9 protein-coding genes are annotated in these 11,912 nt (G+C 66.1%); 7 read left to right on the top strand and 2 right to left on the bottom strand.

Annotated features, from left to right (window positions below; translation table 11 throughout):
• Positions 1-48: 48 nt before the first annotated feature.
• Positions 49-2,484 carry a TonB-dependent receptor plug domain-containing protein gene (locus tag ACM0PK_RS03720; protein ID WP_414608089.1) on the bottom strand — a complete coding sequence of 812 codons (2,436 nt, stop codon included), beginning with the start codon at positions 2,482-2,484 and terminating at the stop codon, positions 49-51.
• Positions 2,485-2,698: 214 nt separating this feature from the next.
• Here ACM0PK_RS03720 and ACM0PK_RS03715 point away from each other — a divergent pair, with 214 nt between their 5' ends.
• The 5 genes from ACM0PK_RS03715 (at position 2,699) to ACM0PK_RS03695 (ending at position 9,320) form a co-directional block, all read left to right on the top strand.
• The gene (locus ACM0PK_RS03715; RefSeq protein ID WP_072167652.1) at positions 2,699-3,181 is read left to right on the top strand and encodes a DUF3574 domain-containing protein; all 483 of its coding nucleotides are present in this window, start codon (positions 2,699-2,701) and stop codon (positions 3,179-3,181) included.
• A 36-nt stretch (positions 3,182-3,217) separates the two neighbouring features.
• Positions 3,218-4,072, top strand: coding sequence for an SH3 domain-containing protein (locus ACM0PK_RS03710; RefSeq protein ID WP_111201906.1), 855 nt, complete (start codon positions 3,218-3,220; stop codon positions 4,070-4,072).
• A 493-nt stretch (positions 4,073-4,565) separates the two neighbouring features.
• Positions 4,566-5,198: an SH3 domain-containing protein gene (locus ACM0PK_RS03705; RefSeq protein ID WP_414608090.1), complete on the top strand. Its 633-nt coding sequence runs from the start codon at positions 4,566-4,568 to the stop codon at positions 5,196-5,198.
• Positions 5,199-5,307: 109 nt separating this feature from the next.
• Positions 5,308-7,026 carry a thiamine pyrophosphate-dependent enzyme gene (locus ACM0PK_RS03700; RefSeq protein ID WP_065185255.1) on the top strand — a complete coding sequence of 573 codons (1,719 nt, stop codon included), beginning with the start codon at positions 5,308-5,310 and terminating at the stop codon, positions 7,024-7,026.
• Positions 7,027-7,715: 689 nt separating this feature from the next.
• Positions 7,716-9,320, top strand: a complete 1,605-nt coding sequence (locus ACM0PK_RS03695; protein ID WP_111201490.1) for a SulP family inorganic anion transporter — start codon at positions 7,716-7,718, stop codon at positions 9,318-9,320.
• A 197-nt stretch (positions 9,321-9,517) separates the two neighbouring features.
• Here ACM0PK_RS03695 and ACM0PK_RS03690 read toward each other — a convergent pair whose 3' ends face one another.
• A complete protein-coding gene (locus ACM0PK_RS03690) occupies positions 9,518-10,228 on the bottom strand; it encodes a glutathione S-transferase (protein WP_414608106.1) in 711 nt (236 codons plus the stop codon).
• 169 nt (positions 10,229-10,397) lie between these two features.
• Between ACM0PK_RS03690 and ACM0PK_RS03685 the strand changes: the two genes are divergently transcribed.
• On the top strand, positions 10,398-11,219 hold the full coding sequence (locus tag ACM0PK_RS03685; protein ID WP_111201489.1) for a DUF3014 domain-containing protein: 822 nt from the start codon (positions 10,398-10,400) through the stop codon (positions 11,217-11,219).
• A 181-nt stretch (positions 11,220-11,400) separates the two neighbouring features.
• Positions 11,401-11,912, top strand: a 512-nt coding sequence (locus ACM0PK_RS03680) for a Clp protease N-terminal domain-containing protein (RefSeq protein ID WP_495498509.1), incomplete at its 3' end; no start/stop codon positions are given.

The raw sequence follows: 11,912 nt of genomic DNA, 5'->3' as shown, positions 1-11,912 counted from the left end.
GTGCGGACCAACGGTCCGCACCCACCGGGAGTGATTGGTCCAATGCAATCAGAACGTATAGCGGACGCGGCCGTAGTAGTACGCACCGTTGCTGCCGATCGGCGACAGCACGTCGTACGGCAGGTTGCCGAAGTAGTGGATATCGCTGTTGGATCGATCCGGATAGTTGTCGGTCAGGTTCTGCCCGCCGATGGCCACGCTCCACTGCGGGGTGATGCGGTATTCGACTTCCGCATCCAGCTGCCACTCGGCCTGGTAGGTCTGGCGCGGGATGTAGCCGTCTCCGAAGTTGAACACACGGGTGGCGCTGCCATAACGGTTCACGCGGGTGCTCAGCGACCAGTGGTCGTTGCTCCATGCGGCCGAGAAACTGCCACGCGTGCGCGGTGTGGCGTCGGTAAGCGTGTTGGTCTCCTCGATGCCGAACAGCACGTAGTCCGGATTCAGCGCGCGCAGCTGGGCCGGGGTGGCCAGCACGTTCTTCAGCGTGGTCTTGGTATACGCATAGGTGCCGGTCAGCAGCAGCTGGCCATCGCCCAGCGACTGCCGCCAGTTGCTCACCAGCTCGGCGCCTCGGGTGCGGGTGTCGGCGGCGTTGACGAAGAAGCTGGCACTCTGCAGGCCGCTGACGCCGTAGTTGGCGGCCACGTAGTCGGTCAGTGCATCACCGGTGATGCTCTCCGACAGTGCGATGCGGTCATCGATGTCGATCTGGAAGAAGTCCAGCGACAGGTCGAAATGCTCGCCGATGCGGCTGGTGAAACCGAGCGAGGTGTTCAGCGACTTCTCTGGCTTCAGGTTCTGTGCCCCCAGGCCGCGTGCGATCGGATTGTTGACCGACAGCAGGCGGCCCTGTACCAGCTGGCCACCTGCGTTGTAGCCGGTGGAGGTGGACTCGTAGCCGATCTGTGCCAGCGACGGCGCGCGGAAGTTGTTGGAGATCGCGCCGCGCAGCGCGAACGCCGGGGTGAACTCATAGCGCAGGCCGAGCTTGCCGGTCAGTTCGCCGCCGAAGTCGTCGTTGTGCTCGTAGCGCGCGGCCAGATCAGTGGAAAACTTCTCGCCGAACTGGCTGGACAGGCTGGCATAGGCGCTGGCCACATCGCGCGACAGGCGCGCCGCATCCTGCGGGGTCAGGCCGCCACCGGCCTGCGAACCGGTCGGGCGGTCGGTGTACGGGCCGGCGGCATAGCTGGCCGGGTCGCCAGGGCGGGTCTGGTAGCGCTCGTGGCGTGCTTCCACGCCCAGGCCCAGGGTGTGGCTGATGCTGTCGTTCTGGGTGAACACGCGACTCAGATCGAGGTTGCCCACGGTCTGCGCATATTCGTAATCGGCGGTCTTGAAGCGGGTCGGGCTGGTCGGGCCCAGCGAGGCGTTGAGCGAATCACGCAGGCGATAGGTGAAGTCATTCTGGCCGTAGTCCAGGCTGCCGTCGTAGCTCCATTCGCCCCACTGCCCGCGCACGCCGGCCACGGCCTGCACGTCGCGGTTCTCACCTTCGGAGATCGGCCGGTAGCCATTCGGATAGACCTGCTTCCAGTTGGCATCGCCATCGGGATAGCGGAAGTAGTTCGCGCCTTCGGTGTCACGCTGGTTGAAGGTACCGAACGCGTAGAACGTCGAGGTCTGGCCCACCGGAATCTCGGTGTTCAGCCACAGGTTGATGTCCTTGCTCTTGCCATCACCCAGGACATAGTTGCGCTTGCCCCGCAGTGCCAGGTTGCCCGGGGTCTGGTCCCACGGCGGAATCTGGTCGAAGCCGGCGCGGTTGGTGCCATTGCGGTGCTTGTATTCCAGGCCGACGCGCAGGAAGCCACCGTCTTCGCCCAGCGAGGTGCCGACCTTGGCGCTGATGTTGCCGGTCTGGCCATCGGTGAGGGTGCGGCCGATCGGCTTGAGGTCGGTGTGGTTGGCACCGTAGCTCGCCTCGATCTCGCCGCCGTCACCGCCGTTGTCGATGATCACGTTGATCACGCCGGCCACGGCGTCCGAGCCGTACAGCGCACCGGCGCCATCGCGCAGCACTTCAATGCGCTTGATCGCACTGACCGGAATCGAATTGAAATCGACCGGGGTGGTGCCCTTGCCGATCTTGCTGTCGGTGTTGACCAGCGCGGTGTGGTGGCGGCGCTTGCCGTTGACCAGCACCAGCACCTGGTCCGGCGACAGGCCACGCAGCTGCGCGGCGCGCACATGGTCGGCGCCACCGGAGTTGGACTGGCGCGGGAAGTTGAACGACGGCAGCAGCGCCTGCAGCGCGCTGCCCAGCTCACCGTTGACCACGCCGGCCTTGCGGATGTCCTCGGCGGTGAGCACATCCACCGGCGAGGTGGATTCGAGCACGGTGCGGTCGGCGGCACGGGTGCCGGTGACGATCACCGTATCCAGGTTGGTGGCGTCCTGGGCCAGGGCCGGGGCGGCGGCGGTGGAAAGCGCGAGGGCGATGGCGAGGCCGAGCGGCGACGCGGGCAGGCGGGCGGACATGGGGACTCCAGCAACAACGACGACGGGGGAAGGGGAGATGGTTTCACTTACATCCATCCGGATGAAGCGATATATTATCTTCGCGTGATGACCGGTGCGGATGCAAGCCCCTGCCGGTCCGGCATGAGCTGATGCCCGGTTGGCATCAGCACGCCGGGCCGGTGGCGCGGTACGCTGCCGGCTCGCCTTGTCCCCCTTCCCCGGAGCTGTACCGATGAAACACCTTGGCCTCGTCTTCGCCGTGCTGTTGGCCACCAGCGGCTGCGCCAGCCTCTCATCGCAGGCGCCCAGCGCCTATGCCACGGCCACTACCGCCGAACTGAAGGGCGACGCCGCGCGCCCGTCTTCCGCGCACGGCTGGGTGCGCAGCGAGCTGTACTTCGGCGTGGGCGAGGAGCAGGGCGCCGGCAACCGCCCGCAGGCCGACACCATCAGCGAGGCGCAGTGGCGCGCGTTCCTGGACAAGGAAGTGACCCCGCGCTTCCCGGATGGCCTGACAGTGTTCGATGCCTATGGCCAGTGGCTGTTCCGCGGCGATGCCGCGCCCAACCGCCTGCGCACCAAGGTGCTGGTGGTGCTGCATGAGGACACCCCGCAGCGCCGCGCCGATATCGAAGCGATCCGCTTGGCGTGGAAGCAGCAGACCAGGCATCAGTCGGTGCTGTGGTCGCGGCAGCCGGTCGAGGTATCGTTCTGAGTTGAAGGTGCCGCCGCGGTGCCGCAGGGAGCAACGATGAACTACAGGGAATGCCTGCTGGGCCTGGTGTTGGCCGGCGCGCTGGCACCGACGGCGCAGGCGGAGGACGAGGGCGAAACGCTACGCTTCCAGGTGGGCGCGCATGTGCAGGCGCATGCCGATCCCCTGCAGGACGGCAGCATTGCCGTGCAGCTGTCACCGTCGGGCAAGCGGCAGACGCTGGCCGGCGCGGCGGATGCCGACGGCCATTCGCGCTGGTCGCTCGAAGATGTCGATTTCGATGGTTACCCGGAGCTGGTTGCACGCGCCCCGGTCGGCATGGTCAACGAAGCGGTGGCGGTGTACCGGTTCGATCCCGCCAGTGCCGGGTTCCGCGCGCTGCGGGCTGAAACCCACGGCAGGGAGAGCTGCGGCGAGCTGATGGGCCTGATGGTCGACCACCCCAGCCGCACCCTGACCAGTAGCTGCCGCAGCGGCCCGATGTGGTACACCGACCAGTACCGGTTTGCAGGCGCGACACTCTATCTGTACCGCGCCGAGCGCGTGCTGATGCTGGGCGATACGGTAAACGCCGCGCTGCAGTGGGAGCAAACCGACGAGCAGGGTCCGCTGGCCGTCTGGCGCACCTATGATCCCGCCGGCCGTGTGTTGGAGAGTGCCATTGCCGATGGCCTGGGCGCACCGCCGGATGGACCGTTGCGCGGCCAGCAGGCCACCGTGGTACCCGCGCGGCTGTTCCTGTTCGACCGGCCTGGTGCGTCCAGCACCAAGCGTTACCTGGTGCAGGGCGATCGGCTGGAACTGCTGGATGAACAGAACGGCTGGGTGAAGCTGCGCTATCGCAGCCCGAAGCACGGCGACGTGCTGGGCTGGATCAACGTCAACAATTGATTGATCTGAACTGACAGCGATCAGACGCCCGGGTGTCCGGGTGTCCGGGTGACTGCTACCTGGTGTGCTTCTCGCTTGCAGGGTTGGAGTCCCCTCAATCCTGGAAGCAATTTCGGATTTCTTGCATGGAATCACTGGGTGCGTCGCCACATGATCGTCGTGCCGGCTGAAAAGCCAGTTTCTTCACGGACATTCAATGACAACGGGAATCGGTTTCGCGGCGCGACTGATGCGGTTGCTTGAGAGAGGGAGCCCGCAGTCGGTTGCTGTGCTGACTGTGCTGATTCTGCTCCAGAGTGGGCTCCTCCAGCCAGGAGCTGCCTGGTCGAAACCAATCGCGGAACGAGCGCAGCTATCGTTCGAAGTAGCGCCGGCAACACCGGTAACGGTCTTCCTTCAACCTGACGGGAGCATCCAGGTCCAACTCCCCTCAGGCGTGACACAGAAGCTGCCACGCGCTCCATCGGAGTCGCCAGAATCTGAAACAGAGCTGATGGCGTTGGATGTGGACTTTGACGGTCAGCTTGATCTGGTAGTGCAGATACCCGTTGGCATGGTCAATTTTTCAACACTCGTCTATAAATTTGATCGGAATCTAGGCAGGTTCATGACACTGCCCGTTATCCGGAATGCGAGGCGAAGTTGCGGGGAGTTCGGCTGGATCGAACTGGATTCCGAGAATCAGGTGCTCCGCAGTAGCTGCCGAAGTGCCATCTGGCGTGTTGATGTATACCGTCCTTCCAACGGAGTTCTGTACCTTTATCGCTCCGAGCGTATGCTTGCGTTGCCCAAGTTGGACGGAGAAGTGCTGAGCTTGGAGGCGACGCGGTTTGATGGCCCGCTAGCCGTTTGGACCGGCTACTCGGCGACCGCAGAGATTGAAGAGCAGGTCATCAATGACGGACTGGCTGTGCCCGACAACGGCAGCCCGCTGGTTGCGTTTACAGCCACCGTGGTACCCGCGCGGCTGTTCCTGTTCGACCAACCCGGCGCATCCAACACCAGGCGTTACTTGGTCCGCGGCGACCGGGTGGAACTGCTGGATGAACAGGGCGGCTGGGTGAAGCTGCGCTACCGCAACCCGAAGCAGGGCGCGGTGGTGGGCTGGATCAACGTCAACGATTGACGAGACGTCTACCCGCAGTCTGCACATTGAGGCGATGGGCAACTTGCCCACGGAGGCATCACTTCATCGGGTCTAGCCTCGGGGGTTTCCCCGTTCGAGGATGTATCCGATGAGCAAGCGCGTAGCCGAAATCGTGGTGGACGCCCTGCAGCAGGCCGGTGTCCGCCGTTGCTACGGCATCGTGGGCGATACGCTCAACCATGTGACCGATGCGATGCATGGCAGCGAGATCGCCTGGGTGCACGTGCGCCATGAAGAAGTGGCCGCATTCGCTGCCGGCGCCGATTCGCTGGTGAGCGGCGAGTTGACCGCCTGCGCGGGTTCCTGTGGTCCCGGTGGCCTGCACTTCATCAATGGCGTGTTCGAGAGCAACCGCAACCGTGCGCCGATGGTGCTGATCGCCAGCCAGGTGGTGACCAGCGAGCTGGGCATGGAATTCCCGCAGGAAGTGGATTTCAAGGCGGTCTATGGCAGCTGCACGGTGTTCTGCGAGCAGGTGCACAGCCCGGAGCAGGCGCGACGCGTGGTGGCCCTGGCCTGCCAGGCCGCGATCAGCCGCCGTGGCGTGGCGGTGGTGATCCTGCCGGCCGATATCAGCCAGGCCGAGGTGAAGCACGATGTGCCGTTCTCGGTGCATTACACTCAGCCGGTACTGCGCCCCTCCGACGCCGAACTGCAGCGCATCGCTGAGCTGCTGGGGCAGGGCAAGCGCATCGGCATCTACGCCGGTGCCGGTTGCCAGGGCGCGCACGCGCAGCTGCTGGAGCTGGCCCGGCGCTTGCAGGCCCCGATCGCGCATACCTCGCGCGCGAAGGATTTCGTCGAGCCGGACAACCCGTACAACATGGGCATGACCGGCATCTTCGGCATCGAGTCCGGCTTCCACACGCTGATGGAGTGCGACACGCTGCTGCTGCTCGGCGCCGACTTCGCCTGGGGCCAGTTCTACCCGGACAAGGCCACCATCATCCAGGTCGACCGCGATGGCAGCCACCTTGGCCGCCGCCACCCGGTGAACCTCGGCGTGGTCGGCGATATCGCACCGACGCTGGATGCATTGCTGCCGATGCTGCCGCCGCGCGAGGACGGCAGTTTCCTGGACGAGTGCATCGAGCATCGCGACAAGGCGCTGAAGAAGCGCGAACAGGAAGAGCAGCCGGGCGAAGGCGAATTGATCCATCCGCAGCACCTGACCGCGCTGCTCTCGAAGCACGCCACCGAGGATGCACTGTTCACCGCCGACGGCGGCTCGCCGATGGTGTGGGTGCTGCGCCATATCCGCGTGAACGGCCGCCGCCGCACGCTGACCAGCCTGCTGCACGGCACGATGGCCAACGCGATGCCGCAGGCGCTGGGACTGCAGAAGGCCTTCCCCGGCCGGCAGGTGATTTCACTGTCCGGCGATGGTGGGCTGGCAATGCTGCTGGGCGACCTGTTGACCGCGGTACAGGAGAATCTGCCGATCAAGGTGGTGGTGTTCAACAACGGCTCGCTGAACTTCGTCGAGCTGGAGCAGAAGGTGGAAGGCCTTCTGGATAACTACACCGACCTGAAGAACCCGGACTTCGGCCGCCTGGCCGAAGTGATCGGCTTCCATGGCCGCACGGTCACCCGCAGCGAGGATCTGGAGGAAGCGGTGCAGGATTTCCTGGCGCAGCGCGGCCCGGCATTGCTGGATGTGCACACCAGCCGCGCCGAGCTGGTGATGCCGCCGCAGATCGAGGCGAAGCAGGTCGCCGGCACGGCGCTGTATGCGGCCAAGGCGGTATTGAACGGCCGCTTCGACGACGTGAAGCATCTGCTGGTGGACAACTTCCTGAAGAAGTAGGGGGGGGGGGCGATGCAGGGCTGCGCCCTGCACCCGCCGAAACCACGGCAACCGCCGAAGCAAGGTCAAAAGCAGGTTTGCCGTGAGTAGGCGGGGTGGGTCCGGTTGTGGGGGACGCTGCAAGTACGTCCATGTAAGCTCGATCGCGCCATCCATGGCGCTCACGCCCCCGCAACCGGACCCACCCCGCCTTCGACAGTCTTCCGCTGCTGTTGGTAGGCGTCGACCTTGGTCGACACGGTAGATCCACGCCATGCGTGGATGAACGAAAGAATGATCGGAATGATCTTCTGTAGAGCCGAGCCATGCTCGGCTCGGAGGTTTCGCGTACAGCAGCCGGGCATGGGCTCGGCGCTACAACGAGAGCCTGCCTTTGCCTTTGATCTTTTGATTCTCTTCCGTGGCTGGCACGCGCAGGAAACTGTGGGAGGCCGGTCGGGATGGGCTGCGCAGGACCGTTGGCGCCATGGATGGCGCCATCGAGCCCCCACGGACGGGTTTACGGCGTGTCCTGCGCAGCCCATCCCGACCGGCCCAACTGGCAATGCCAGTCGACTAACAGTCGGCTCTACCCGCGCCCAGCCACGAGGGGCCCCGCCGTTGGCTGGAACCCATCATTCCACGACGGAATTGGCGCCCAGGCGCCGCTGGGCCTACCATCGGCGGTCCCCACCCCCACCGCCCCTTCCATGTCCGCTCCTGCTCCCGCCGCACCGCGTCGCTGGTTCGTCGCCGGCGACTTCAACGGCTTCTTCGGCCTGGTCGTCGACAACCTTTCCATCCTCGGCTTCATCGCCATGGCCCTGGTCGGGATCTTCCAGTTCCCCGCCGACGTGGTGTTCGGCCGCATGTTCCCAGGCACGGCCTTCGGCGTGCTGATAGGCAATCTGCTGTACACCCTGATGGCACGCCGGCTGGCCGCGCGCAGCGGCCGTGACGACGTCACCGCCATGCCGCTCGGCCTGGATGCCCCCACCAGCATCGGCATGGCCCTGCTGGTGCTTGGCCCGGCCTTCATCGCGTTCAAGCAGCAGGGCATGGACCCGCACGCGGCGGGCATCGCCACCTGGCAGCTGGGCATGGCGGCGCTGGTCATCATGGGCGTGCTCAAGTTCGTGCTGTCGTTCTTCGGTGAAGCAGTCACCCGCGCGCTGCCGCGTGCCGCGCTGCTGGGTTCCATTGCCGGCATCGCGCTGGTGCTGATGGGCCTGCTGCCGCTGCTGGAAACGCTGCGCTCGCCGCTGGTCGGCTTCACCACGCTGGGCCTGCTGCTGTATGTGCTGATCGCCAAGGGCAAGCTGCCGGTGCGTGGCCCGGGCGTGCTGCTGGCCTTCGTGTTCGGCACCGCGCTGTACTACGGCCTGGGCCTGGCCGGGCTGGGCGCCCCCGGCTTCCATGTACCGGAGTGGGTGCCGCCGCAGGTGGTGCTGCCGCTGCCGACACTGGGCTTCCTCGACGGCCTGCCCACCGCGATGACCTACCTGCCGCTGCTGCTGCCGTTCGGCCTGCTGATGGTGGTCGGCGGCATCAATGTTTCTGAAAGCGCGCGTGCGGCCGGCGATGACTACCGCACCCGCGACATCCTGCTGGTGGAAGCGGTGGCTACGCTGGTGGCAGGCGTCTGTGGCGGCGTGGCGCAGACCACGCCGTACATCGGCCAGCCTGCGTACAAGCACATGGGCGCGCGCAGCGGCTATACGCTGCTGACTGGCCTGTTCGTCGGCATCGGCGGCATGCTTGGCATCATCTCCGGGCTGGTGCAGTGGCTGCCGCTGGCGGTGCTGGCACCGATCATCGTGTACGTGGCCATCGACATCACCACCCAGGCCTTCCAGGCCACGCCGCGCCACCATACCGGCGCGATGGTGTTCGGTTTCCTGCCGTCGGTGGCCTACCTGCTGGCGATCAAGGCACCCGGCTGGATCACACCGGATCAGCTGCCCCAGCTGCTGACCAAGCTCGACGGGCACGGCCTGCCGGAGCTGGCGGTGATCTTCACCCTCGGCAACGGCTTCATCATCACCTCGATGCTGTGGATTTCGGCGGTGGCGGCGATGGTCGATGGCCGCCTGCGCCGTGCCTGCGGCTTCCTGCTGGTGGCGGCGGTGCTGACCCTGTTCGGGCTGATCCACTCGGTGGATCCGCGCGGCGGCATCTACCTGCCGTGGGAGCTGGAAGGATTGGCGCGCATCATCAGTTTGCAGTTTGCCGGTGCCTACGTGGCCCTGGCGGTGCTGCTGGGCTTGCTGTCGCTGCAGAAGCAGCCGGTGAAGCCGCTGGGTGGGAACAGCTGATCCCACGGTAGTGCCGGCCGTTGGCCGGCATGCTCATGGGTATCCAAGGGCCGGCGCATTGCCGGCCCTTCTGCTTCTGCCGCCTTGTAGAGGCGAGCCTGCGCTCGGCTGCTCTGAGCCGAGCATGGCTCGGCTCTACAGGGGCGTGTTGCAGGCGGCGAATGCTTACAGCGCGCTCTGCCGGCCAGCGGCCGGCACTACCGCTCGGCGTCCAGCTCCGGGTAATGGCGGAAGATGCCATTCGTGTTGAATGCCAGCCGCCGTTCCGAGCCCAGGTAGGCGGCGATGTTCGGCCGCTTCGCCACCCGCTCCTGCAGCGCGCGCAGCAGGGGCACGGCGGGCGCCAGTGCCTGCATGCGGCGCGGGAACATGTAGTCCAGACCACTCAGCAGCTGGAACAGCGACAGGTCCACATACGAATGCTCGCGCAGTGCATGGCGGCCACCGTTGGCGGCGAGCACCCGTTCGAAGTAGCCCAGGAACTTCGGCAGGCGCTCGCTGCGCAGCGACGCGGCACGTGCCTTGGCTTCGGTCTTCTGCTCTTCGTAGTATTTTGATGCGGCGATCGGATGGTGAGTGTCATGCACCTCGGCCACCAGGTCAGCGATGGTCAACTGCAGTTGCAACGCCTGCATCCGCCGCGATGCGGCCTGCGGCACCAGATCCAGCGTCGGGCCGAGGAAGTCCAGGATGGCGGCGACCTGCGCAATGACCTGGCGACCGGCCTTCAGGAACGGCGGCGCGAAGGGCTGTGCCACGTCACTGCTGCCGTCGAGAAACGGTTGCATCACCGCATCACCGTGCACCCGCGCCATGTCGATGTAGTCGGCGCCGGCATCTTCCAGCGCCAGGCGCACGAACTCGCCACGGCCCTGGATACCGGTCCAGTAGTACAGCGCATACTGCATGGCAGTGTCTCCGCAGGACAAGGCCCACAGCCTCGCGCGCGGCACGCAAAGCAGGCGTGAGCGCGGCTTTGGCGTGGGCCGAAGCCGAACGGCAGCGGAACAGGCAGGGAACCGGCTGGAACCGGTGGGGTCACACCTTCTCCATGCGTGTGAAACGAGGTGCTGCATCATGCAGAGTGGAAAGGCGGTATGGCCCTGGGTGCTGGGTGTGGTGGTGATCGGCGGCGCGGGCGGTTGGTTGTTCCGCGATCAGCTGAGGCACCTGGCAGACGGTGCTTCGGTGCCGGTGCACTCAACCCCCGCCAGCACCAGCGCACCGCCGCAACCGCAGGCGGCCGCGGACCCCGCGCCAGCACCGCCGCCGATCAGGCATCCGCTGGACACCGAGGCCGCCGCTGACCCGGCGCTGCCCAAGTTGGCCGACAGTGATGCGGCTGCCTGGGGCGCATTGAGCCAGCTATTCCAGGGCGAGGGCCCGATGACCCTGCTGCTGCGCGATCACCTGATCCAGCGCCTGGTCACCCAGGTCGACAACCTGGACAAACCAAGCGTGCCGCCGACGGCGCTGGCCGCACGGCCGCTGCCGGGCAACCTGCAGGTCGAGCCTGGCGAGGGCGGGGAACGCATCGCGCCAAGCAACTCGGCGCGTTACGCGCCCTATGTGCAGGCCTTCACTGCGCTGGATCCAGCGGCAACGGCTACGGCGTACAAGCGCTTCTATCCGTTGATCCAGCAGGCCTACGTCGACCTGGGCCGGCCCGAGGGCTACTTCAACGACCGTCTGGTGGCGGTGATCGACCATCTGCTGGAGACCCCGGAACTGGTGCAGGCGCCATTGGTGCAGCGTGATGAGCGCGGTCGCTACCGCTTCGTCGATTCCACCCTGCAGTCGCGCTCGATAGGCCAGAAGGCACTGTTGCGCATGGACGACGCGCAGGCGCGGGCGGTCAAGCAGCAGCTGCGGGCGATCCGCAGCGCGATCACCGGCTGAGTCCGCTCACCGCGCCGAACTGATCGGGATCAACGCGCCGACCACACCCGTTCCGGCATGCTGGCCGCAGGCTGACTGGCCTCGGGGTGCAGTCGCAGCCACCCTTGAAACGGGGTGGGGCAACCGCATCTTCCCAGCATCGCCGGCGCGGGCCGGCCCTGATGACCGATGAGGATTCGCAATGCGGATGGACAAGCTCACCTCGCGTTTCCAGCAGGCGCTGGCAGACGCACAGTCGCTGGCCGTGGGCCGCGACAACAGCATCATCGAACCGGTTCACCTGTTCAGCGCGCTGCTTGACCAGCAGGGCGGCAGCACGCGCCCGCTGCTGGCCCAGGCCGGGGTGAACGTGCCGGTGCTGCGCGAGCGCCTGACCGAGGCGCTGGATGCACTGCCGAAGGTGTCCGGCCAGGCCGGCAACGTCTCGATGGGCAATGACCTGGGGCGCCTGCTGAACCAGACCGACAAGCTGGCCCAGCAGCACGGCGATGCCTTCATTGCCAGCGAGTGGTTCGTGCTCGCGGCGCTGGAAGACGGCGGCACGCTGGGCATGGCGCTGCGCGCCGCCGGTGCCGACAAGACCCGCCTGCAGGCGGCTATCGACAAGCTGCGCGGCGGCGAGAACGTGCAGTCGGAGAACGCCGAGGAGCAGCGGCAGGCGCTGGAGAAGTACACCATCGACCTGACCGCGCG

It is taken from the genome of Stenotrophomonas sp. FR010, assembly GCF_047520755.2.
Lineage (GTDB): Bacteria > Pseudomonadota > Gammaproteobacteria > Xanthomonadales > Xanthomonadaceae > Stenotrophomonas > Stenotrophomonas sepilia.
The sequence above is the reverse complement of the archived record's forward strand: the minus strand, read 5'-3'. Positions and strand labels throughout refer to the sequence as shown.

What these genes read in the sequence shown, in the direction of transcription:
- ACM0PK_RS03720 (WP_414608089.1), bottom strand. Translation starts at nt 2,484, where the DNA reads ATGTCCGCCCGCCTGCCCGCGTCGCCGCTCGGCCTCGCCATCGCCCTC.
- ACM0PK_RS03715 (WP_072167652.1), top strand. Translation starts at nt 2,699, where the DNA reads ATGAAACACCTTGGCCTCGTCTTCGCCGTGCTGTTGGCCACCAGCGGC.
- ACM0PK_RS03710 (WP_111201906.1), top strand. Translation starts at nt 3,218, where the DNA reads ATGAACTACAGGGAATGCCTGCTGGGCCTGGTGTTGGCCGGCGCGCTG.
- ACM0PK_RS03705 (WP_414608090.1), top strand. Translation starts at nt 4,566, where the DNA reads ATGGCGTTGGATGTGGACTTTGACGGTCAGCTTGATCTGGTAGTGCAG.
- ACM0PK_RS03700 (WP_065185255.1), top strand. Translation starts at nt 5,308, where the DNA reads ATGAGCAAGCGCGTAGCCGAAATCGTGGTGGACGCCCTGCAGCAGGCC.
- ACM0PK_RS03695 (WP_111201490.1), top strand. Translation starts at nt 7,716, where the DNA reads ATGTCCGCTCCTGCTCCCGCCGCACCGCGTCGCTGGTTCGTCGCCGGC.
- ACM0PK_RS03690 (WP_414608106.1), bottom strand. Translation starts at nt 10,228, where the DNA reads ATGCAGTATGCGCTGTACTACTGGACCGGTATCCAGGGCCGTGGCGAG.
- ACM0PK_RS03685 (WP_111201489.1), top strand. Translation starts at nt 10,398, where the DNA reads ATGCAGAGTGGAAAGGCGGTATGGCCCTGGGTGCTGGGTGTGGTGGTG.